The sequence below is a fragment of the Amycolatopsis sp. NPDC102522 genome, from assembly GCF_055584485.1.
The window spans coordinates 85,004-107,503 of sequence record NZ_JBVJLY010000025.1 but is presented as its reverse complement, the minus strand read 5'-3'; the positions used below and the strand labels follow the sequence as shown (position 1 = coordinate 107,503).

Here is a 22,500-nt window from a genome sequence, read left to right as displayed (position 1 = left end):
CTTCAACAACATGAGAGAAGACTGCCAGTCCTGCTCAGGGTCATGCTTGACCGGACTGCAGATGCGGACGGTCGCCCGAGCTCCTGGAGACAGAGCCGGGCGCCGGAACCGGATTCCATGACTTGAGTGGTTGAGAGCTAGGGGAGTGCGGTGGCATGAGCGTTGAGCGGATTTCGATTGTCGGTATCGGTCTCCGATACCCGGACGCCGGTTCCCCGGATGAACTGTGGGAGAACGTCCTCGCCGGCCGTCGGGCGTTTCGGAGACTGCCCGACGAGCGGATGAACCGCGAGGACTACTACTCGCCCGACCCGAAGGCCGCGGACCGTTTCTACGCCCAGAAGGCCGCGGTGCTCCGCGACTACGAGTTCGACCGGATCAAGTACAAGGTCGCGGGCAGTACCTTCCGCTCGACCGACACCACGCACTGGCTCGCCCTCGACGTCGCCGCGCAGGCCTTGGCGGACGCGGGTTTCCCCGAGGGTGACGGGCTGCCCCGTCCCGCCACGGGTGTGGTCATCGGCAACAGCCTCACCGGCGAGTTCTCGCGTGCCAACATCATGCGGCTGCGCTGGCCGTACGTGCGCCGCACTGTCGCGGCCGCGCTCGCCGAGCGCGGCTGGGCCGAGGGCGACACCGCCGAGTTCCTCCACGATCTCGAAGCGCAGTACAAGGCGCCGTTCCCGGAGATCGACGAGGACTCGCTCGCGGGCGGGCTGGCGAACACGATCGCCGGCCGTGTCTGCAACTTCTTCGACTTCGGCGGCGGCGGGTTCACTGTGGACGGTGCCTGCTCGTCGTCGCTGCTTTCCGTGGTCACCGCGGCGAACGCGCTTTCCGAAGGTGACCTCGACGTCGCCGTCGCGGGCGGTGTCGACTTGTCGATCGACCCGTTCGAAGTGATCGGCTTCGCCAAGACCGGCGCGCTCGCCAAGCGTGAGATGAAGGTCTACGACGCCGATTCCAACGGTTTCTGGCCCGGCGAGGGTTCCGGCATGCTCGTGCTGATGCGCGAGGACGACGCGATCGCGCAGGGCAAGCGGATCTACGCCTCCATCGGCGGCTGGGGTGTCTCCTCCGACGGCAAGGGCGGCATCACGCGGCCCGAGGCGTCGGGTCACCGCCTCGCGCTCAAGCGGGCCTACGACAAGGCGGGCTACGGCGTCGAGACCGTTTCCTACTTCGAGGGTCACGGCACCGGGACCGCGCTGGGCGACGCCACCGAGATCGAGGCGCTCTCCACCGCCCGCCGCGACGCCGACCCGCTCGCCGACCGTGCCGCGCTGAGCACGATCAAGGGCAACATCGGCCACACCAAGGCCGCGGCCGGGGTCGCCGGGCTGATCAAGGCCACCCTCGCCGTGTACCACCAGGTCATCCCGCCCGCGACCGGCCACTTCGAACCGCACGAGTCGCTGGTCGGCGACTCGGCGCGGATGTACGTCCCGGCCGAGGCCGGGCTGTGGCCCACGGACCACCCTGTCCGCGCTGGCGTCTCCGCGATGGGCTTCGGCGGCATCAACTCGCACGTCACCGTCACCGAAGCGCCGGGTGCGGCGCGGCGCAAGGAGCTCGACGAGAAGACCCGGTCTTTGGTCGCCGGACGGCAGGACAGCGAACTGCTGCTGCTCGACGCCGATGACGCCGCGTCGCTGCGCGGTCAGGTGACCGGGCTGCTGGAGGTCGTGCCGAAGCTTTCGTTCGCGGAGCTCGCGGACCTCGCCGGCACGCTTTCCGCGGAACTGTCCGGAAAACCGGTCCGCGCGGCGATCGTCGCGAGCAACCCGGAGGACGCCGAGCGCAAGCTCTCGAAACTCCTCGACCTCCTCGGTGAGGGGGAGCCGGAGGTCTTCTCCGCCAGCGAGGGCATCTTCGCCAGCTCCCGCTCGAAGGACCCGAAGATCGGATTCCTGTTCCCCGGTCAGGGTTCCGGGCAGGGCACGGTCGGCGCGGTGCGCAAACGCTTCGCCCACGCGGACGACATCTACCGCGCCGCGGGCCTGTCCACCGGCGCCGACCAGGTCGCCACCGACGTCGCGCAGCCGCGCATCGTCACCGGATCGCTCGCCGGGCTCCGCGTCCTCAAGAGCCTTGGCATCGAGGCGAACACGGCCGCCGGGCACAGCCTCGGCGAGCTGACCGCACTGCACTGGGGCGGCGCGCTCACCGAACGCGAAGTCCTCAAGCTCGCCAAGATCCGCGGCAAGGTGATGGCGACCGCGAGCGACGGAAACGGTGCCATGGCGGGGATCGCCGCCACCCCGGGCGTCGCCGAACGGCTCGCCGAGGGCGAAGAGGTAGTCATCGCGGGCTACAACGCGCCCGAGCAGACCGTCCTTTCCGGACCCGCGACAGCGATCGAGCGGGTCATCGCCCGTGCCCGCGCGGAGGGCTTCACCGCCACCCGCATCAACGTCTCGCACGCCTTCCACTCGCCCGCGGTCGTCCCGGCCGCCGAGGCGATGACCGAGGAACTGGCCGCGTTCGGCTTCGCCCGGCTCGACAGGCCGGTCGTGTCCACGGTGACCGGTGACGTCCTGCACGCCGCCGAGGACCTGCGTGACCTGCTGCGCGACCAGGTGGTCCTGCCGGTGCGCTTCCGTGAGGCGGCCGCGAAGGTCGCCGAGCGCAGCGACCTGGTGATCGAGGTCGGCCCCGGCCGGGTGCTCACCGGGCTGTTCGGCGAGATCGCGCCCGGCACGCCGGTACTCGCGATCGACACCGACAGCCCGACGCTGGCCGCGGTGCTGAAGGTCGCCGGTGCCGCGTTCGCGTTCGGCGCCCCGCTGGAGACCTCCGCGCTCTTCACCGGCCGCGTCGTCCGGACCCTTCCGGTCGATGGTGTCTTCAACTTCCTCGCCAGCCCGTGTGAGGCCGCGCCGTCCATCGGCGCGGAACTGGCTCGTGAGCGCGTCGCCGAACCTGCCGAGGCCACCGCCGGTGAAGCTTCGGAAAACGGGGGCAGCAGCACGCTCGACCTGCTGCGCAAGCTGGCTTCCGAGCGGGTCGAACTGCCGCTCGAAGCGGTCACCGCCGACACGCATCCGCTCGACGACCTGCACCTTTCGTCGATCACCGTCGGCCAGCTGGTCAACGACGTGACCCGTGCGCTCGGCCGCCCGGCACTGGAGGGCATGCCGAACTTCGCGACCGTCTGTCTCGGTGAACTCGCCGAGATGATCGACGAACTCGCCCAGACCGCCAAACCCGCCGACAGCAACCAGGCCGAGGTCGCCGGTGTCGGACCGTGGGTCCGGCCCTTCGCGGTCGAGTACGTCGTCGCGCCGAAGCCGGCGCCCGACCTCACGACGGGCATCTCCACCGCAGACTGGACGGCGTTCGCCCCGGACGGCCATCCGCTGGCGGAGCCGCTGCGCGCGGCGCTGGCAGGAGCGGGTGTCGGCGACGGTGTCCTCCTGTGCCTGAACGAGGACAGCGACGCGAGCGATGTCGGACTGTTCCTGGACGCGGGCCGCGCGGTGCTGGCCGCGCCCAACGGCACGCGGTTCGTCGTGGTGCAGCACGGACTCGGCGCTTCCGGCCTGGCGAAGACGCTGCGGCTGGAGGACCCGTCGGCCCGCACCACGATCGTCGACCTCGCCGACATCAACCCTGTCGACCCCGAGGCGGTCGGCGCGGCGGTGTCCACTGTGGTCACCGAAGTCGCGGCGACGAACGACTTCAGCGAAGTCCGCTACGACACCGCCGGTGTCCGCACGGTGCCGAAGCTCGGCGCACTGAAGCCGTCCGAGGCCGAAGGGACCCCGCTGGGCACGGACGACGTCCTGCTCGTCACCGGTGGCGGCAAGGGCATCACCGCGGAGAGCGCTTTGGCGCTGGCCAAGGACTCCGGCGCGAAACTGGCGCTGCTGGGCCGGAGCGACCCGGCCGACGACGCCGAACTGTCGGAGAACCTCGGGCGCATGGCGGCGGCGGGCATCACCTACCGCTACGAGCGCGCCGACGTCACCGCCGCTCAGCAGGTGGCCGACGCGATCGGCCGGATCCAGGCCGAGTTCGGCCCGGTCACCGCGGTACTGCACGGCGCGGGGCGCAACGAGCCCGCCGCGCTGTTCTCCCTGACCGAGGAGACCTTCCGCAAGACCCTGGCGCCGAAGATCGGCGGCCTCAACGCCGTCCTCGACGCCGTCGACAAGGACAAGATCAAGCTGCTGGTCACCTTCGGCAGCATCATCGGACGGGCGGGCCTGCGCGGTGAGGCGCACTACGCCACGGCCAACGACTGGATGACCGAACTGACCGTGCGCTTCGGCCGCGAACACCCACAGGCACGGGCGATCGCGCTGGAATGGTCGGTCTGGTCCGGGACCGGGATGGGCGAAAAGCTCGGTGTCGTCAGCGCTTTGATGCGCGACGGCATCACCCCCATCCCGACCGAGGAGGGCATCGAGATCCTCCGCCAGGTCGTCGGCGATCCGGCCGCCCCGTCGGTACTGGTCGTCTGCGGCCGTACCGCGGGGCTGGCCACCCTGCCGGTGGAGAAGCGCGAACTGCCGCTGACCCGCTTCGTGGACCGCGCCGTCGTGCACTACCCGGGTGTCGAGCTGATCACCGAGGCCGACCTCTCCGCGGGCAGCGACCCGTACCTGGCCGACCACCTGCTCGACGGTCAGCTGCTGTTCCCGGCGGTGATCGGGATGGAGGCGATGACCCAGGTCGCCAAGGCCGCGCTGGCCTTGGAAAGCCTGCCGGCCCCGGTGTTCTCCGACGTCGAGTTCCTGCGCCCGATCATCGTCTCGCCGGGCGGATCGACCACGATCCGGCTCGCCGCGCTGGCCAGGGACGCCGAAACGGTGGACGTGGTGCTGCGCAGCGGCGAGACCGGGTTCAGCGCGGATCACTTCCGGGCCCGGCTGACGTTCTCCCGGCCGGATCCGCTCGGCGAGACGGTCGTCCGCGACGTCGCGCTGCCGCCGGTCCCGGTCGACCCGACGACCGAGCTGTACGGCACGGTTCTCTTCCAGGGCAAGCGGTTCCAGCGGGTCACCGGCTACCGGCGGGCGAGTGCGCGGCACGCGGTCGCGGAGATCGCGACCGGCGCGAAGGTCGACTGGTTCGCGCCGTTCCTCCCGCAGGAGCAGCTCCTGGCCGACCCGGGCACCCGCGACGCGATGATGCACGCGATCCAGTGCTGCGTCCCGGACGCGACCCTGCTGCCGCAAGGGATCGAGCGGCTGTACCTGGCCGAGCCCGGTGAGCAGGACCCGGAGTACGTGCTCCTCGACGCCCGCGAGCGTTCGCAGGACGGCGACAGCTACCTCTACGACCTCGACGTCCGCAACCCGGACGGGAAGCTCGTCGAGCGGTGGGAAGGGCTGAAGCTGCGCGCGGTGCGCAAACGCGACGGCGAAGGGCCGTGGGTCCCGTCGATGCTCGGGTCCTATTTGGAGCGTTCGATCGAACGGCTGCTCGGCTCGTCCCGTGCGATCGTCGTCGAACCGGACCCGGTGGGCGTTTCCGTCGAAACCACAACGGAAAGGCGGGCACAGACGGCCTTGGCCGCCGGCCGCGCCGTCGACACCCCGCTCGAGATCCGCTACCGCCCGGACGGGAAACCGGAAGCCGACGGCGTCGAGGTGAGCGCGTCGCACAGCGCCGACCTCACCCTGGCGATCGCCGGCACCGGCCGGATCGCGTGTGACGTCGAGACGGCGATCGAACGGACAGCGGAGGACTGGGCGGGCTTGCTCGGCGAGGATCTGCTCTCGGTGGGCGAACTGCTCGCCGCGGACGCCCGCGAGCCGCTTTCCGTCGCGCACACCCGGGTCTGGAGCGCGCTGGAATGCGTGCGCAAGACCGGCGACATGACACAGGCGCTCACCGTGCACCGGGTCGACCCGGACGGCTGGGCGGTGCTTTCCCACGGCAGTGCCCGCATCGCCACCTGGGTGACGACCGTCAACGACCGGACCGATCCCGTCGTCTTCGCGGTGCTCCAGGGAGAGGAGAACTGACATGGCCGACTATTACGAGATCCTCCATACGGTCGGGTTCGAAGAGACCAACCTGGTGGGCAACGTCTACTACGTGAACTACGTGCGCTGGCAGGGCCGGTGCCGCGAGATGTTCCTGAAGGACAAGGCACCCGCGGTGCTCGAAGAGGTCCGTCACGACCTCAAGCTGTTCACGCTCAAGGTCGACTGCGAGTTCTACGCGGAGATCACCGCGTTCGACGAGCTGTCCATCCGGCTGCGGCTGGAAGAGCTGACCCAGACCCAGATCCAGTTCACCTTCGACTACGTCCACCTGACCGACGAGGGCGAGCGGCTGGTGGCCCGCGGGCGGCAGCGGATCGCGTGCATGCGCGGCCCGAACACGGCGACGGTACCCAGCAGGGTGCCCGAACAGCTGCGTGAGGCGCTGGCCCCGTACACGGTCAACGGCAAGGGGGAATGACGTGGGCACGGTGGACGAGCCTTCGCGGCCGGTGCTGAAACGCCTGCCGACACCCGCCTCGCGGCGCCGGTTGTCCGCGCAGGCCGGGTTGCGGGAGGTGATGGGCCAGTTCGCCACCGGGGTCACCGTGCTGACCGCCGGGGGCGAACGGGCCCACGGGATGACCGCCAACGCCGTCACCTCCGTGTCACTGGAACCGCCGATGGTGCTGTGCTGCGTTTCCCGCGCGGCCCGGATGCACGAGGCGATCGTGACGGCGGGCTCGTACGCGGTCACGGTGCTGGCGTCGGATCAGAAGGACCTCGCGAAGTACTTCGCGGACTGGCGCCGCCCGGCCGGGCTCGCGCAGTTCGACTCCGTGGACTGGACGGCGGGGCCGCAGACCGGCGCCCCGCTGCTCGACGGCGCGCTGGCGTGGCTGGAATGCGAGCTGGCCGAGGTCCACGAAGGCGGTGACCACTCGATCTTCCTCGGCCGGGTGGTCGCCTCCAGCCGCGGTACCGCGCAGGAGTCGCTGGTCTTCTACAGCGGTGGCTATCACCAGATCGACGGCCGGGTACGGGCATCGGCCTAACGGGAGAGGAACTGTCATGACCATCAACGAATCCGCCACGCCCGCTCCGGAGCTCTCGTCCGAGCGGCCGCCGGTGGTCACCACGATGCCCCGGCTCGGGCGGGGGGTGTGCTGGCGCGACATCGTGCGCGAGATCGAACTCGACGAGCTCGAGCGCGAGACCCGCCTCAAGGAGGCGGCGTGACCCTGCAGGGCGATCCGGGCGCCCAGCGCACGGAGGACTCCGAGGTGGTGCCGCTGCCGGAAGACCGGCTGCGGCGCCCCCGGATCCCGAGGGCGACCGACGGGCAGGTGATCCCGCTCGCCCGCGGCGCCGAACCGGTGCACCCGCCGGAGCCGACGATGCCGTTGCTGCGCACCCAGCGCGACGAACTGCGCGAGCACATCGTCGACGGACGGCTCGACGGCGTCCGGCGGCAGCACTCGCTCGGCAAGCACACCGCGCGCGAACGGCTGGATCTGTTGCTGGACCCCGATTCCTTCACCGAGGTCGAGCTGTACCGGCGGCATCAGGCGAGCGGGCTCGGGCTGGCGGAGAACCGGCCGTACACCGACGGTGTCGTCGCCGGCTCGGGCACCATCGACGGACGACGCGTGTTCGTCTACGCGCAGGACTTCACCGTCTTCGGTGGTTCGCTCGGCGAGGCGCACGCGGCGAAGATCCACAAGGTGATGGACCTGGCCGTCGCCACCGGGTCACCGCTGATCGGGCTCAACGACAGCGGGGGAGCGCGGATCCAGGAAGGGGTCATGGCGCTCAACGGCTACGGCGGTATCTTCCGCCGCCAGGTCGAGGCGTCCGGCGTCATCCCGCAGATCAGCGTGGTGCTGGGGCCGTGCGCGGGCGGGGCGGCGTATTCGCCCGCGCTCGCGGACTTCGTCTTCATGGTGCGCGACACCGCCCGCATGTACCTGACCGGGCCGGACGTCGTCGAGACCGTGACCGGGGAACGCGTCAGCCACGACGAACTGGGCGGCGCGGACGTGCACGGAGCGTCGTCCGGCGTGGCGACCGTGGTGCACGACGACGAGGAGAGCTGCCTCGCCGACGTCCGCTACCTGGTGTCGCTGCTGCCGTCGAACTACCTGGAGCCCGCGCCGCGCGAGCCGTCGCAGGACGCGGGCAAGGACCGACGGCCCCGGTTCGCGGAACTCGTCCCCGTGGAACCGAACAAGCCGTACGACATGCGGGACGTCTTCGCGGAGCTGACCGACGACGGCGAGTTCTTCGAGCTGCACGAACGCTGGGCGCAGAACGTGCTGTGCGCGCTCGCCCGGGTCGACGGGCGCGTGGTCGGCCTGGTCGGCAACCAGCCGATGGTGTTCGCCGGCGTGCTCGACGGCCCCGCCTCGCAGAAGGCGGCGCGGTTCGTGCGGTTCTGCGACGCGTTCAGCATCCCGCTGGTGACCCTGGTGGACGTCCCCGGCTTCCTGCCGGGGGTCGAGCAGGAGCACTCCGGGATCATCCGGCACGGCGCGCAGCTGCTGCACGCCTACTGCGAGGCGACCGTGCCGCGGATCCAGGTCATCCTGCGCAAGGCCTACGGCGGCGCGTACATCGTGATGGACTCGCGATCCATCGGGACCGACCTGTCGCTGGCGTGGCCGACCAACCAGATCGCCGTGATGGGTGCCGAGGGCGCGGTCAACGTGCTGTTCCGCAAGGACCTCGCCGCCGCATCGGACCCGGACGCGCTGCGCGCGCACCTGGTCGCCGAGTACACCGAGGAGTTCATGAACCCCCAGTACTCGGCCGAGCGCGGGCTGATCGACGACATCATCGACCCTGCCGACACCCGCTCAGCCGTCGCCAGGGCGCTGGACATGCTGCAGGACAAGCGAAAGGCGGCGCCCCAGCGCAAGCACGGCAACCACCCGATCTGAACGGGGGAACCATGTCACCGTCCGGAAAGGACAGTGCGCCGGTCTTCCGGGTCCTGCGGGGGGACCCGGAAGACGCCGAACTCGCGGCGCTCGTCGCCGTCTTCACCGCGCTCGCCGCGTCCGCGTCCGCCGCGCCCCCGCCCGCCGCGCCCGCGCGGCCTGCGTGGTCGCCGCTCGCCGCCGCGACCTGGCGCACCTCGACCCTGCGCTGACGCCGTTCGAAGGCGTCACTCACGTGATCAGGGACGTGACTCGCGTGATTGAAGCCGGAACTCGCGTGATCAGGCGCCGCACTCGGGTGTGCGGCGTCTGATCACGCGAGTTCCGTCTCTGATCACGCGAGTTCGGCGTCTGATCACACCGCGCTCACGGCCGGTCCCGTTGCTCGGGGACGGCGGGGTCGGGCCACGACAGGCCCAGCAGGTCGACGTCGAGTTCGTCGTCGGCGTAGATCTCGTACGGGTCGAGGCGCTCGGTCATGGCGTGCTCCTTGGCTTTCCGGGTACCACAAGAGCACTACCGGAAGGGCCATACCGGCGACTCGATTTTTGCTCACCGGCGTCTCCAGCCACCCTCGAGCGCACCACGATCGGCTTCCGATCGGACGGGTCCATCCTTGGTTGTCAAGTGAGCTCTTCATCGAAGGCCGGGAGGAACGTCATGACGGCACAGGTGCGAATTTGGGTCGTGACCGATGATTTCGACCCGCGCGGGCTCGCCGAGGCCGACCCGGTGGCGTTCGTCCCGGAGCCGAGGCAGCCTGCCGAAAACGAGTTCCCGGCCGAGCACATCGTCCTCGGCTACAACTAGCGGACATGAGCCGCGACCGGCGAAGACAGCAAGGACAAAGAAGACCATCGGGTATCCCGCGCGAGAGAATGAACTTCGCCCGCGACCCGGAAAGACCTCGAGGAGGCCTTCGGATGGCTATGCGCCTCCAGCTCACGTCGGGTTTGCAGGTGCTGGAAGAATGGGCGATCAACGCCCCGCAGGCCGAACGCAATGTTATCTACGAAGCTCTTTTCGCGGTAGCCGACGGATCCGCTTTTCTCATCTACGACATTTTCGGAGACGGCCGGGATCCGCACCAGTTCATTATCCTGGTGAAACACGATCTGGTGATCCGGATCGGGCTCAGGCGGTCCGATTCCTCGTTCGAGATCGTCTACATCGGCGCGCTGGAGCACGGTACGCCCGCCGCCGTGTGGGCTGAGGACTCCGACGGCTCCTGACCTGCCGGGCGGGTGGGTGGGGCCGAAGAGACCAAGCCCGATACCGCTGAACGGACCAGCGGCGGGACTTGTACCGGCAGCCTTCCGCACCAGTGGATCATGCGTTTCTCATCTTGACACCGTCCAGTTCGGCGTGAAATTCTTCCCGTGTTTGCGGATTGGGAAATAGCGCCGATTCGGAATTGCGGTTATCGAGGTCTGGAGGCATGAAAGATGTCGTCACCTGAATTCCCGGGATTGGACGTTTCCACGCGGGTACGCGCGCGTGACATCCAGATGGCCGGGGTCGCCGACGTCCGCCGCCGGGTGCTGATGATCTCCGGGGCGATCGACACCACCGAGCACGACGTCTCGGTGAGCGTCAACCTGCCGGAGCCGGGTCGCTGGCAGGTGATCAAGTCCGAGACCAACCTGACCGACAAGACCTGGGTCGCGATGCAGGTCGTCACCGACGAGGATTCGACCTTCGTCGACGACGCCGAGACCCTCGTGCTTTCCCGTCAGTTCTCGAAGTCGTTCATGACGCCGGACCAGCGCCGCCTCACCTTCTACGACGGTGAAGTCCGGCCCGGCGAGGCCGTGCTGAAGGTGTACTCGCTGGACGCGGGCGGCCGGAAGCCGACCTACTCGTACTCCCGCTACAGCCCGATCGCGACCGACACCGCCGAGCAGTCCCAGCAGACACTGGACGAACTGATCAGCAACGGGATGAAACAGCGTCCCGTGATCGAGCTGATCGTCCCGGTGACCGTGATCGGCTGAGTACACCGGTGATCACCTTCGTCCCGGAACCCCAGCTGCTCGAATCGCCGCGCGGACGGGAGTGGCCGGTCCTCCCGGCCACCCGCGCGGCCGTCACCCCCGAACCGCCGCCCGGCGCCGACGTGGTCATCGTCGGCGCGGGCCCGGCCGGGCTCGCGGTCGCTTCCGCGCTGTGGCACCACGGCGTCCGCGACATCGTCGTCGTCGATCGCGACGGCCGCCCCTGCGGCCGGTTCTTCGACCGCGTCGACCTGCTCGGCCAGCGCGTGCTGCGGTCGCCGTACGAGCACCACCCCGGCGTCGAGGGCTACCGCGACTGCGAACTGCTCGACTTCGCCCGGCTGCACTGGTCGGTGCTGACCCCGGTGGAGCGCCGGGAGATCCGGATGGCGCAGGCCGGGCACCGCTCCGTCGTCCCCGTCGACGTCTTCGAGGCCTACTGCCGTCATCTGGCCGCGAGCCATCACGTCACCGAACGGACCTGGCGCGGTTCGGTCCGCGAGGTGCTGCCGACGTCGGACGCGGTCACCGTGCGCGCCGACCGGTTCTCCGTCACCGCGCGCCACGCGGTGCTGTGCCTCGGCGAGGAGCGCCGGTCCGCCCCGGACACCTGGTGGGGCGGCGGCTATCCGCCGCGCGGCGTGAGCTATTGGGACGAACCCGTTCCCCCCGGCGGAAAGCGGCTCGCCGTCGTCGGGGCCGGCCTCACCGCCGCGCATCTGATCTCCGCCGGGCTCGCCGAAGGCCGCGAAGTGCACTGGGTGGTGCGCGAAGCGGGCGAGCGCTACCAATGCGCCGACGTCAACTCGTCGTTCTTCCGCCCGGAAGGCCGCGCCCGCTTCGACGGCGTGAGCTGGTCCGACAGGCTCGAACTGATGGGTCGCTTCCGGCGCGCGTCGATCATGTTCGAGTTCCGGCCGATGCTCGAAGCGGCCGAAGCCGAAGGGCGGCTGGTCGTGCATCGCGGCAAAGCGATCACGAAGGTGACCCCGGGCGTCGGCCTCCACCTCGAAGACGGTTCGCGCGTCTCCGTGGACCACGCCGTCCTGGCGCTCGGCACCACGCCGTCGATCGGTGACGGCCTGATGCCCGACGACGCCGTTCTCGACCGCGGCGGCTGGCCTCAGCTGGACGAACGCACCTTCGCCTACGTCGGCGCGCCCCGGGTCTTCGCCGTCGGCGCGGCCGCGGGGATGGCGCTCGGCCCGGCCGCGCGCAACATCGACGGCCACCGCGTCGCCACCGCCCGGGTCGCGGCCGCCGTCGCCGAGAACCTGCGCCGGGACATCCCGCTGCGGGTGGCCGCCAAGGACGTCGCCCGTGTCTGAGCCCTACGACTCCCGATTCACGCTGCCCTCGATCGACGACTCGCCGTCGACCGAGTCGGGGGTGATCCTGATGGGCCTGGACGCCGGACGGCTGCTCGCCGGCGTCGGGCTCGCGCGGCTCGCCGACGAGCCCGCGCTGGTCGCCCTCGCCGTGGACCAGGCCCGGCACGACGCGCTCGACCTGGGCATGGACGCGCTGGTCGAAGCCGGGATCCTCCGCTGGCGCGCGGTCCGCCCGCTGATCGAAGCAGGTCCGGAGATGACAACGGCCGGTTCCCTGCGCAGAGAATGGGAACACGCCACCGCGCGGGTCACCGCCACGGTGACCGGACTGGGCCCGGCGTCGGTGGCCTGCCTCGCGGCCTGCTGGCTGCGTCGCGACGACGTCGACGCCATGGCCGAGTCCGCCGGACGCGGGCGGGCGCCGGAAAAGGGGAGCGGTACCAACGATGTCCTATCTCGGGTCTTTGCCGACTGACGCCACCTTGCTGCAGGTCTTCCAGAAGTTCCCGGCGCCGGCGTCGAAACTGCTGGACCTCCACGAACTGATCATGCGGGCGCCCTCGGCGTTCGACGCGGGACAGCGGGAGCTGATCGCGGCCTACGTCTCCGGCGTCAACGACTGCCGGTACTGCCATGGCGTCCACACCGTCACCGCCGAGGCTTTCGGTGTGCCTGAAGGACTTCTGGCCGCCGCGCTGACCGACCTCGACTCCTCGCCCGTGGACGGACGCATGAAGCCCGTGCTGGCCTACGTGGGCAAGCTGACGCGGACGCCGTCGCTGATGACCGACGCCGACGCGGAAGCCGTGTTCGCGGCGGGCTGGGACGAGGCCGCGCTGCACGACGCCGTGCTCGTCTGTGCCTTGTTCAACTTCATGAACCGGATGGTCGAGGGACTCGGGATCCGCGCCGACGCCGCATACGCGAAGACTTCGGGCGTGCGGCTGAAGGAAGGCGGGTACGCCGGTCTGGCGCGCCTGCTCGCCGGGTGACTACGCCATCCAGGTGAGGAACACGGTCAAGTGACCACAAGCCGTCACCTTGCCCCGATGCGCTCACTCTGACACGGTCCGTGACCGGAAAAGGCCTCCGCTGCTCCATTCGATAGTCGTGACCGGGGAAGTGGAGCAGCTTGGCGAACCTTCTGGCGTAGGCGAAAAGCACATCCCCGCGATGATGCATGGCACTGGCCGCGAACAGGCCTCGGGAAGCACGATTTCCTCATCGAAGGAAAACCACCGAAAAGCCTGGGAGCCACTCGATGAAGAACGCTGTGACCGACAACGTCCGCTCGCTCTTCGCCGTCCAGGGAATCGACACCGATTCCGCCGGGAATCAGGTCGAGCTGGTGATCGACCGCTTCGACCACTGGACCAACCAGCCGCGTGGCGAGGTCTTCAACTGTTTCACCGGCGCCTGTTGCACCGCCCCGCCGCTGGCCGAGGCGAGCTGAGAGCATCCGCCGCCGCCCGTTTCCCGCCTCTCCGGACGCGGGAAACGGGCGGTTCGTGCTTCCCCGTCCCGGTCGGCCATCGGCCATGGCGACGGAAAGTCACCGACCGACTGCGGAATCCGTAGCCAGGTGACCCTTTTGCCGTAGCGCCTCCGAAGTGGACCAAACCGACTCACCACCCGAACGGTGGAACGCGTTCCGTCCGGGCGTGTTTATGTTGAGCCCACGGGGGTGTGCGTTGAAGGGGCGGCGCGATGGTGATCCGGGTTCTCGTGGCCGAAGACATGCACATCGTCAGGGGAGCGCTCGTCGCGCTGCTGCGGCTGGAACCGGATATCGAGGTGGTGTCCGAAGTGGCGTCCGGTGACGAGATCCTCGCCGCCGCACGGACTTCGCGGACCCAGGTCGCGGTCATCGACATCGATCTTCCCGGCAAGGACGGGCTCACCGCGGCCACCGAACTCCACGAGCAGCTTCCCGAGGTCAGAACCCTGATCTTGACCAGCCTGGGCAGGCCCGGCACCCTCCGCCGGGCCCTGGCGGCCAAAGTGAACGGGTTCTTGTTGAAGGACGCCCCGGCGGAGAAACTCGCCAACGCCGTGCGTGGCGTGGCGGCCGGACGGCGGATGGTCGACGGCGATCTGGCGCTCGCCGCCTGGGACACCGTGGAATGCCCGCTGACCTCGCGTGAGATCGACGTCCTGCGGCTGACCGCGGAAGGCCGCGACACGCTGGAGGTCGCGGCGAAGGCCTTTCTCTCCACCGGAACCGTGCGCAACTACCTGACCACGATCGTTTCGAAGCTCAACGCCCGCAACCGGGTCGACGCGATCCGCATCGCCAAAGAGTCCGGCTGGATCTGAGCGCGCCCTAGACGGGCACGACCGCGCGCAGCCGGAACCGCCCGTCGGCCTCGACCCCGGCTGTCAGCTCGCCGCCTAGCCCGGCGACGCGGTCGGACATGTTCGTGATGCCGCTGCCCGCGGCCTCGACCCGCCCCGGCTGCTCCGGCTTCGGCGGCCGTCCGTTCTCGACGCCGTCGTTGACGATGTCCAGCGCGACGCCGTCGCCGGTCCGCCGCACGGCGATCTCGCAGCGTTCGACCTTGCTGTGCCGCAACACATTCGTGACGCCCTCGCGCAGCACCACGGCCAGCACCGTCCGCACCGTCACCGGCAGGTCCTCGTGCTCGATCTCCAGTCGCACCTGGACGTCGGCGGCCACCAGCACCGCCTGCGCCGACCGGGACTCCTGATCCAGCGACAGCTCCCGGTAGCCGCTCGCCACCGAGCGGACGTCGGTCAGCGCCTGCCGGGTCAGCCCGAGGATCTCCAGCAGCTCGTCGGAGGCGCGGGTGGTGTCGATGTCCATGATCCGGCTGGTCAGCTCGCTCTTGAGGGCGATCGCCGACAGGCTCATCCCCAGCAGGTCGTGCAGATCGCGGGCGAACCGCAGCCGCTCCTCCGCGACCGCGACCTCGGCGAGGCGTTTCCTGGTCTCGCCGAGTTCGGTCACCAGCCGGATCAGCCAGATGAGACCGAAGACCATCAGCCCGGTGTTCAGGATGGACGCGAAGCTGTAGAAGCCGCCGAGGAAGTCGGTGCCGTATTCGATCCGGATCAGCACCACGCCGGCGGCCGTCGCGGCGAACGCCGTCCATCCCGCCAGCGGCGGCAGCACCAGCAACGCGGTGCCCGCGAACAGGCTGGGCAGGCTCACCCAGGTGTGCCCGAGCGGGATCAGCGGCAGGAAGATCAGGCAGGCCTGGACGAACAGCAGCGCGTAGGTCTGCCGGGAGCGCAGCCGGAGGTTCGGCCGGGCGAAATAGGACAGTTGCAACGTGATCAGCGCGGTGAGGTAGCCGGCGATGAGCGCGAGGGACCAGCCGTCCTCGGTCAGCATGAAGGCCCGCGCCATCGCGGAGAGACCGAAGAGGATGAAGACCACCGTCAGCGTCCATTGGACGTTCCTGGCGTCGATCCGGGACCAGTGCCCGGACACTTGGGCCAGCGCCGTCTCGGTGGGTTCGATCCGGTCGGGTACCGGGAGGTCGGCGCTCAGCCGCCACCGGCCCGCCGCGTCGGGGCCCGCGTTCAGCGTCCCGCCGTGGCCGGAGACCTCCGCGGTCACCTCGCGCAGGCTCTCGGCCGTCTCTTCCGGCACGTCCTCGTGCGCCGTTCCGTCGTGGACGATCTCCAGCGTGACCCGGCCCGCGTTCTCGCGCACGGTGATCTCGCACTGCTCGACGCCGGTGTAGCGGAGCACGTTCGTGACGCCCTCCCGCAGCACCTTCGCCAGCAGGGTGCGCAGCTTCACCGGCAGTTCGACCTGCTCGAGGTCGACCCGCACGGCGACGTTCGACGCCGAGAGCAGCGACACCGCGGTCCGCGATTCCTTCTCGAGCGAAAGCTCCCGGTACCCCCTGGCCACCGACCGCACGTCCGACAGCGTCCGCTGGGCGATCCCGGTGATCTCGGCGAGTTCCTCGCGCGCCCGGTCCAGCGACTTGCGCAGCAGCCGGTGCACCAGCTCGCCCTTGAGCGCGATCGCGGACAGGCTGAGCCCGAGCAGGTCGTGCAGGTCCCTCGCGAAGGCCAGCCGCTGCTCGGCCACGGCGCGCCGCGCCAGCTCGGTCCTGGCCTGGTGCAGTTCGGTCACCAGCCGCGCGAGCCAGGTCAGCAGGTACACGACCAGCGCGTAGAAGACGGCGGTGATGCTGTCGAACACCGCGCCGAGCCACGTGTCGTCGTAGGTCCACAGGATCCACGTCGTGCCCGCCATGAACACGGTGAACACCGTCCAGCCCGTCCGCGGCCGGAACAACAGCAGCGCGCTGCCCGCCGCGAGGGTGGTCAGCGAGCTCAGCGCCGCCTCGAAGTGCAGCGTCGGCAGGTAGGCCAGGCACGCCTGGACCACCAGCATGGCTTTCGCGAGCTTGGTGTCGAGGCGGACCGCCGGACGGCTGAAGTACAGCAGCTGGATCGCCAGCACGGGCCCGACGTACAGCACCGCCAGCAGACCCTGCCAGAAGTCCACCCCGGGCCGCGTCAGGACGGCGAGGAGACCGAACAGACACGAGTTGACGAAGACGACGGTGATGATCAGCCCGGCGAGGAACAGCGCTCTCCTGGGGCGCCGGTCGATCCCGGCGGTCCCCAGTGGTTCGGCGGTCACCGCGAGCTGTTCCGGCACAGGCACCCCAGTGGTAACAGGAGACGTCTCATCTTCGTTGTGCTTCGCCCTCGCGACGGCCGAGTCAGGGCGCCGCACGACCCTTCCATCGCGGTGTATTCGGATCCTAACCCATGCTTGTTACCCCCGTTGATCCTTCAAGGTAAGGGAGAACGACGAACAGGGAGACGTTTTCCCCGCCGGGGACAGGGAAAATCCCGGCGCCCGACGGCCGGGTGTGGGGCGTTCGGACCCTGCGGAGGATCGCGGAACACGCCACGATGGAAGACGTGAGTCGCTCCGGGGTTCCACTGTGTACGTCAGGCGCGTGTACGGCGCCGTGTACACCGCTGTGGACGACACACGGGGCGGCCTGTCGCGGCGCGCGGGAGCCGGGGGCCTTAAGCTCGGCGTATGGCCAGGTATTTCGACGTACATCCGGAAAATCCGCAACGACGCGCGATCGGACAGGTCGTCGACATCCTGCGCGAAGACGGGCTCATCGCGTACCCGACGGACTCCTGCTTCGCCCTCGGCTGCCAGCTGGGGAACAAGCAGGGCATCGATCGCATCCGGAGCATCCGCAAGCTGGACGACCGCCACCACTTCACCCTGGTGTGCCAGGACTTCGCCCAGCTGGGCCAGTTCGTGCACGTGGACAACGCGGTCTTCCGCGCGATCAAGGCGTCCACGCCGGGCAGCTACACGTTCATCCTCCCGGCCACCAAGGAGGTTCCGCGCCGTCTGCTGCACGCCAAGAAGAAGACCGTCGGCGTGCGCATCCCGGACCACGTGGTCACCCAGACGCTGCTGGGCGAACTCGGCGAACCACTGCTGTCGAGCACGCTGCTGCTGCCCGACCAGGAGGAGCCGATGACCCAGGGCTGGGACATCAAGGAGCGGCTGGAGCACGTGGTGGACGCGGTGATCGACTCCGGCGACTGCGGGGTCGAGCCCACCACGGTCATCGATTTCTCGTCGGGGGAGCCGGAGATCGTGCGCCACGGCGCCGGCGACACTTCACGTTTCGAATAGGCACCTGGAGTGACCGCGCGGGACCGGTGTCTCGGCCCGGTCCCGCCGCGGACACGTCCTCAGTGCGTGACGAGCCCTTCGGCCTTCGACGGCGCCGAGGGGATGTGGAACAGCCTCGTGAACAGCTCCAGCCGCGCAGGGTCGCCCTTGATGGCGACAGCGCCGCAGGTGAGCGCGCTCGTGGCGTCCAGCTCGCCGTTCAGCAGCTTGAGCATGAGCGGCCCGCGCGGCTCGATGACGAGGTCCGGATCCGGATGCGGGCCCTCGCCCGCGGTCACCGCGCCGTCCTCCACCACCGCGTGGACGATCATCTGATCTCCGTAGTGCAGCTCGAACGAGCCACGGACGCCGCGGGCCGCGTCCGGCTGGAACGTCGTGTACAGCGACAGGATGGCCGCGTCGAGGGTGAACAGGTCGTCCGCCGCCGGGTCGGTGAGCGAACGGGCACCCCACAGGCCCAGCTGCAGCAGGATCTGGTCGAGGTCGTTGCCGTACTCGGTCAGCTCGTAGACCACCCCGGCGTCGAGCTGCGAAAGCACCCGTCGCTGGACGACACCGTGCCGTTCGAGTTCGTTGAGCCGGGTCGACAGGATGCTCGTCGGGATCTTCGGCAAGCCCTGCTGCAGCTCGTCGAAGCGCTTCGGGCCGAGCACCAGGTCGCGGATCACGAGCAGGGACCAGCGTTCCCCGATGATCTCGAGCGCGCGGGCGAGGCCGCAGAACTGGCCGTAGGTGCGAGCGGTCATGCTTGACTCCTCAACTTCCTGGATCTGGTGGCGGGGTGGTGCTCGTTCAGCGGATCGGGTGTCCCTCGGAAAGCAGTTCGCGGTGCAGCTCTCGCAGTTCGGCGCAGGGTTTCACCCCCAGTTCGTCCTCGAGCCTCGCCCGCAGCCAGTGATAGGACGCCAGCGCGTCGCTGCGCCGCCCGCTGAGTCCCAGCGCGCGGATCAGCTGGCCGTGCAGGGTTTCGTCGAACGGGTTCGCGGTGGTCAGCGACCGCAGCACGCCGAGCATCTCCCGGTGCCGCCCGGACCGGATCTCGGCCTCGATCCACAGGTCACGGGCGTTGCGCCGGTGCTCCAGCAGATAGACGGTGTAGGCGGCCAGGGTCGGTCCACAGTGGATGTTGGCCAGCGGGGGACCGGACCACAGGTCCAGCGCGGTACGGAAAGCGTGGGCGGCCGCCGCGTTGTCGCCCTCGTCCAGCAGAGTGCGGCCGACTTGCTGGAGCCGCTGGAACTCCGACACGTCGACCACCGCCGGATCGACGTCCAGCCGGTACCCGGGCGGGCAGGTGATCAGCAGATCGCCGTTGCCGTCGGGATCGAGGTGGCGGCGGAGGTGGTGGACGTAGGTGTGCAGGGTCCGGCGGACGCTGCGCGGGGGCGCGGCGTTCCACAGCTCGTGGACCAGGGAGTCGACGTGGACCGTCTTGCCGGGACGGATGAGCAGCATCGCCAGCAGTTGCAGGAGTTTCGGCGTGGTCGGTGCGCGATCGGCGCCGCCGGCGTGCAGTTCGAGAGGGCCGAGGAGCCGCGCGCGTACCGCGTCCGGCACCCGGTTCGAGGCGACCGGCGCGGTGGCCGTGTCTCCCTGGTCGATGGTCATCGCGTGCATCCCCTGCCCCTCCGGCGGACTCCCCCTCTGTGACGGTGACAGAGGGAGAACCTTCGGAACAGTGCCGGAAACACCCGGCGAACCGTGATTTCTTCGTTGCCGCGTATGCGATCGTCATGACCTGGAGCGCGGAACCGTTCGCGGCAAAGGAGAAGACGCGCGCGGGTCAGAGCCAGTCGGAGTCGGTGGCGATGCGGATGGCGTCCACCCGGTTGCGGGCGTTGAGTTTCGTGACCACCGTGGCGAGATAGTTCCGCACGGTACCCGGTGACAGGAACAGCTCCGCCGCGATGTCGGCGACCGTGCGCCCGTTCGCCGCGAGGCGGAGGATCTCGACCTCCCGCGGGGTCAGCGGGCAATCCTCCGTTTCCCAGGCGGACAACGCGAGTTCACTGTCGATGACGCGGCGGCCGATGGCGACCGAGCGGACGGCGTTGGCGAGTTTGTCGGCGGGCGCGTCCTTGAGCAGGAAGCCGTTGACCTTCGCGTCGAGCGCGCGGCGCACCGTGCCGGGACGCCCGAGCGAGGTGAGGATCAGCGTACGGACGCTGGGAAGTTGCTGGTAGAGCTCGGAAGCGGCGGCGAGTCCGTCCTTGGCCGGCAGGTCGATGTCGATGATCGCGACGTCCGGGAGGTACTCCGCGGCCATCGGGAGGATCTTGTCGCCCGAGCAGACCTCCGCGACGACCTCGATGTCCTGTTCGAGGTTCAGCAGAGCGACCAAGGCGCCGCGGACCATGTGCATATCCTCGGCCAATAGGACTCGGATCACTCCGACCTCCTCTTCCCCAAAACGCGCTAACTCTCAGTGTACATATCAAACCCGGAAGAGTGAATCTGAATCGCACGATTCAAGGTTGTGCTTTTTTCGGCGGCCTGCTCGGTCGATCAATGCCCTGGTGAGCTGCGGCGATGCGGAAGCTTCGAGGAGTATGAAACTGCTATCGATCGATTACCCAGTGTCAGGATAGAAGACGGTAAAATTGCCGACATAAGTGCTTTTCATTCCCCGTCGAGTACGTACCACTCCGGTGAATTAGCTCGGCGAACGGGTGAAATCGCCATTGTCAATGGCCGGGATGGACTGTTCGGCGGTACCGGCTCCGACCTCGATCGACCGTCGAGCGGACGGCGAGCACGGCGTGGTCTCCTCGGCAAGAGCCGAGTTCGCGCGCGAAGCCGCCACTATCCACAAAGGACGTATGTGATGAGCTCACTGCTGGGTGCCCTCCGTCAGGCCGTGTTCGCACCTTCGCTGGCTTCGGTCAGCTTCGAGGGACGCGGGTTCGGGGTGCCGCCGAAGCCGGCGACCGCCCGGCTGGAGTCGATCCCGCAGGCGGTGGTGTGCGGGTTCGAATGGGGGATCCACGGACCCGCGCTGTGGGAAGCCGAGCGGCGGCTGGACATGGTCGAGCAGGAGATGCGCGGGTTCGCCTACGAGGGCGCGGCGATGGCGTTCACCATCCTCGACGTCATGCCCGGCGGCCGGAAGGACCGCACGGCCGAACTGATGAGCGGCCCCGGCCTCCCGCACGTGTTCCTGACCTACATCGGCATCGGGTTCGCGATGGCCCGGCTACCCCGGCCGCTGTGGAAGAAGGTGCTGCCGGATCTGGACGGCGTCCCGTTCCATCCGACGATGAGCTGGCTGGCCGTCGACGGCTACGCGTTCGACCGCGCGTACTTCGACACGCGCAAGTGGGTCGACGGGCAGTTCGTCCCCAAGCCGTACCCGTGGGCCGGCACCCCGGCGTACTTCCCGCGCGCCTGTGACCAGGGCATCGGGCGGGCGCTGTGGTTCATCAACGGCGCGGACCCGGTGAAGGTCGCCGCGGCGGTGAACCGCTTCCCCGCCGGACGCCGCCCGGACCTGTGGAGCGGCGTCGGGCTCGCCTCGACCTTCGCGGGCGGCTGTGATCAGCCGGGGCTGGCCAGGCTGCGCGAGTCGGCGGGGGAGCACCAGGACGAACTCGGCCTCGGTGTCGTGTTCGCGGTGAAGGCGAGGACGTTCTCGTCGTTCGTCCCCGCGCACACCCGCCGCGCCGCGCGGACGCTCGCCGGGCTGAGCATCGAGGAGGCCGTCGACCTGGCCGACTCGACCGAGGTCGTCGAGAACGCCGCCGACGGGACACCCGCCTACGAACTTTGGCGGCAGAACATCCGCGAGGGCTTCGCTCCCTCGGTGGGCCGCCTGTCCGCCTGAGACCCCGCTCCCACGGACGTCATGAAAGGGTCGTTCAAGACATTTTTGTCTTGAACGACCCTTTCATGGCACTGGGGTGAAGGTCAGGCCGCGCGCTTGACGGGCTCCGGCCGGTGCCGCAGGTCGGGCAGCGCGAGCAGGACCGGCGGGTCGAACAGGCGCTTGGGGCGCATCCGCAGGTCCGCGAGCCGCGCGGTGACGCCCGGCTCGACGGTGATCGGGCCGTGGTGCCCGGTGAACCCGGTGCCGCGGCGGGTGAGCGGCCCGGTCACGCAGTGAGCGACGAGGTGCCAGGTGCCTTCCGGGACGTCGGTCAGCTGATAGGGGCCGGGGACGTCGATGACCGTGTAGCGCACGGGCTCGCCCTCGGGGATGCGAGTCGGGAAAAGACCGACGAAGACGAGGCCGGGTGAGATCTCCGGCGGCGCCGAGACGAAACCGCGGACGATCGCCGGCTTCGGGCCGGGACGGGGTTCGCCCGCCAGACGGTGCTGGAAACCGCCCTGCTGGCGGTACGCGGAGGGGGAGAGGCCGACGCGGCTGCTGAACCGCGTGCTGAAGGTGCCGACACTGTTGTAACCCACGCGGTGGCTGATGTCGGCGACCGTGATCGAGGTCGTCAGCAGCAGGCGCTTGGCTTCGTCGAGCCGCAGCGCGGACAGGAACCGGCCGGGCGAGACGCCGGTGGCCTGCTGGAACACCCTGGTGAAATGGAATTTGCTGAAGGTCGCCGCACGGGCGATGTCGTCGATAGTGAGCTCTTCGCCCAGTTTCTCGTTCATGGCGCCAATGGCTCGCTCCACGGCTCGCCGGACAGTCTC

At 69.3% G+C, this 22,500-nt stretch carries 21 protein-coding genes; 16 read left to right on the top strand and 5 right to left on the bottom strand.

Annotation, left to right across the window (positions count from 1 at the left end):
- The first annotated feature begins 155 nt into the window (after positions 1–155).
- The 14 genes from ACZ6YV_RS37750 to ACZ6YV_RS37685 all read left to right on the top strand — a co-directional run bounded on the left by ACZ6YV_RS37750 (position 156) and on the right by ACZ6YV_RS37685 (position 14,516).
- Positions 156–5,975, top strand: a complete 5,820-nt coding sequence (locus tag ACZ6YV_RS37750) for a type I polyketide synthase (RefSeq protein WP_465514178.1) — start codon at positions 156–158, stop codon at positions 5,973–5,975.
- Between the two features lies 1 nt (position 5,976).
- Positions 5,977–6,417 carry an acyl-CoA thioesterase gene (locus tag ACZ6YV_RS37745; protein ID WP_101605876.1) on the top strand — a complete coding sequence of 147 codons (441 nt, stop codon included), beginning with the start codon at positions 5,977–5,979 and terminating at the stop codon, positions 6,415–6,417.
- A gap of 1 nt (position 6,418) precedes the next feature.
- Positions 6,419–6,991, top strand: a complete 573-nt coding sequence (locus ACZ6YV_RS37740) for a flavin reductase family protein (protein ID WP_465514177.1) — start codon at positions 6,419–6,421, stop codon at positions 6,989–6,991.
- Positions 6,992–7,007: 16 nt separating this feature from the next.
- Entirely contained in the window at positions 7,008–7,175 is a 168-nt protein-coding gene (locus ACZ6YV_RS37735) for a DUF6222 family protein (RefSeq protein WP_465514176.1), read from the top strand.
- A gap of 158 nt (positions 7,176–7,333) precedes the next feature.
- Complete coding sequence (locus ACZ6YV_RS37730; protein ID WP_465514198.1) at positions 7,334–8,875, top strand: acyl-CoA carboxylase subunit beta; 1,542 nt, start codon at positions 7,334–7,336, stop codon at positions 8,873–8,875.
- 11 nt (positions 8,876–8,886) lie between these two features.
- Positions 8,887–9,087, top strand: a complete 201-nt coding sequence (locus tag ACZ6YV_RS37725; RefSeq protein WP_465514175.1) for an acyl-CoA carboxylase subunit epsilon — start codon at positions 8,887–8,889, stop codon at positions 9,085–9,087.
- A 448-nt stretch (positions 9,088–9,535) separates the two neighbouring features.
- Positions 9,536–9,685 carry a hypothetical protein gene (locus tag ACZ6YV_RS37720; protein WP_465514174.1) on the top strand — a complete coding sequence of 50 codons (150 nt, stop codon included), beginning with the start codon at positions 9,536–9,538 and terminating at the stop codon, positions 9,683–9,685.
- A gap of 113 nt (positions 9,686–9,798) precedes the next feature.
- The gene (locus ACZ6YV_RS37715) at positions 9,799–10,107 is read left to right on the top strand and encodes a DUF6235 family protein (RefSeq protein ID WP_378237291.1); all 309 of its coding nucleotides are present in this window, start codon (positions 9,799–9,801) and stop codon (positions 10,105–10,107) included.
- 276 nt (positions 10,108–10,383) lie between these two features.
- Positions 10,384–10,869 (top strand): DUF6423 family protein, encoded by a 486-nt coding sequence (locus ACZ6YV_RS37710; protein ID WP_020629598.1) that lies wholly within the window; start codon positions 10,384–10,386, stop codon positions 10,867–10,869.
- Positions 10,870–10,877: 8 nt separating this feature from the next.
- Positions 10,878–12,197, top strand: a complete 1,320-nt coding sequence (locus ACZ6YV_RS37705; protein ID WP_465514173.1) for an FAD-dependent oxidoreductase — start codon at positions 10,878–10,880, stop codon at positions 12,195–12,197.
- Positions 12,190–12,675: a DUF6187 family protein gene (locus tag ACZ6YV_RS37700; protein ID WP_465514172.1), complete on the top strand. Its 486-nt coding sequence runs from the start codon at positions 12,190–12,192 to the stop codon at positions 12,673–12,675. The genes ACZ6YV_RS37705 and ACZ6YV_RS37700 overlap by 8 nt, the downstream gene beginning before the upstream one ends.
- Positions 12,647–13,192: a carboxymuconolactone decarboxylase family protein gene (locus ACZ6YV_RS37695; RefSeq protein WP_465514171.1), complete on the top strand. Its 546-nt coding sequence runs from the start codon at positions 12,647–12,649 to the stop codon at positions 13,190–13,192. Before ACZ6YV_RS37700 ends, ACZ6YV_RS37695 begins: the two co-directional genes overlap by 29 nt.
- Positions 13,193–13,461: 269 nt before the next feature.
- Positions 13,462–13,653: a hypothetical protein gene (locus ACZ6YV_RS37690; RefSeq protein ID WP_364201272.1), complete on the top strand. Its 192-nt coding sequence runs from the start codon at positions 13,462–13,464 to the stop codon at positions 13,651–13,653.
- Between the two features lie 254 nt (positions 13,654–13,907).
- The gene (locus tag ACZ6YV_RS37685; protein WP_465514170.1) at positions 13,908–14,516 is read left to right on the top strand and encodes a response regulator transcription factor; all 609 of its coding nucleotides are present in this window, start codon (positions 13,908–13,910) and stop codon (positions 14,514–14,516) included.
- 7 nt (positions 14,517–14,523) lie between these two features.
- Here ACZ6YV_RS37685 and ACZ6YV_RS37680 read toward each other — a convergent pair whose 3' ends face one another.
- Complete coding sequence (locus ACZ6YV_RS37680) at positions 14,524–16,845, bottom strand: sensor histidine kinase (RefSeq protein ID WP_465514169.1); 2,322 nt, start codon at positions 16,843–16,845, stop codon at positions 14,524–14,526.
- Between the two features lie 393 nt (positions 16,846–17,238).
- Here ACZ6YV_RS37680 and ACZ6YV_RS37675 point away from each other — a divergent pair, with 393 nt between their 5' ends.
- The gene (locus ACZ6YV_RS37675) at positions 17,239–17,859 is read left to right on the top strand and encodes an L-threonylcarbamoyladenylate synthase (protein ID WP_378237285.1); all 621 of its coding nucleotides are present in this window, start codon (positions 17,239–17,241) and stop codon (positions 17,857–17,859) included.
- A gap of 59 nt (positions 17,860–17,918) precedes the next feature.
- On the opposite strand, the gene ACZ6YV_RS37670 is transcribed toward ACZ6YV_RS37675, so the two are convergent.
- The 3 genes from ACZ6YV_RS37670 to ACZ6YV_RS37660 all read right to left on the bottom strand — a co-directional run bounded on the left by ACZ6YV_RS37670 (position 17,919) and on the right by ACZ6YV_RS37660 (position 20,248).
- On the bottom strand, positions 17,919–18,605 hold the full coding sequence (locus ACZ6YV_RS37670) for a winged helix-turn-helix transcriptional regulator (RefSeq protein WP_465514168.1): 687 nt from the start codon (positions 18,603–18,605) through the stop codon (positions 17,919–17,921).
- Between the two features lie 46 nt (positions 18,606–18,651).
- On the bottom strand, positions 18,652–19,476 hold the full coding sequence (locus tag ACZ6YV_RS37665) for an AfsR/SARP family transcriptional regulator (RefSeq protein ID WP_465514167.1): 825 nt from the start codon (positions 19,474–19,476) through the stop codon (positions 18,652–18,654).
- A 166-nt stretch (positions 19,477–19,642) separates the two neighbouring features.
- The gene (locus ACZ6YV_RS37660; RefSeq protein ID WP_026466657.1) at positions 19,643–20,248 is read right to left on the bottom strand and encodes a response regulator transcription factor; all 606 of its coding nucleotides are present in this window, start codon (positions 20,246–20,248) and stop codon (positions 19,643–19,645) included.
- Between the two features lie 435 nt (positions 20,249–20,683).
- Here ACZ6YV_RS37660 and ACZ6YV_RS37655 point away from each other — a divergent pair, with 435 nt between their 5' ends.
- Positions 20,684–21,679 (top strand): DUF1702 family protein, encoded by a 996-nt coding sequence (locus ACZ6YV_RS37655; RefSeq protein WP_465514166.1) that lies wholly within the window; start codon positions 20,684–20,686, stop codon positions 21,677–21,679.
- A gap of 83 nt (positions 21,680–21,762) precedes the next feature.
- On the opposite strand, the gene ACZ6YV_RS37650 is transcribed toward ACZ6YV_RS37655, so the two are convergent.
- Positions 21,763–22,461, bottom strand: coding sequence for an AraC family transcriptional regulator (locus ACZ6YV_RS37650; RefSeq protein ID WP_465514197.1), 699 nt, complete (start codon positions 22,459–22,461; stop codon positions 21,763–21,765).
- Between the last annotated feature and the right edge of the window lie 39 nt (positions 22,462–22,500).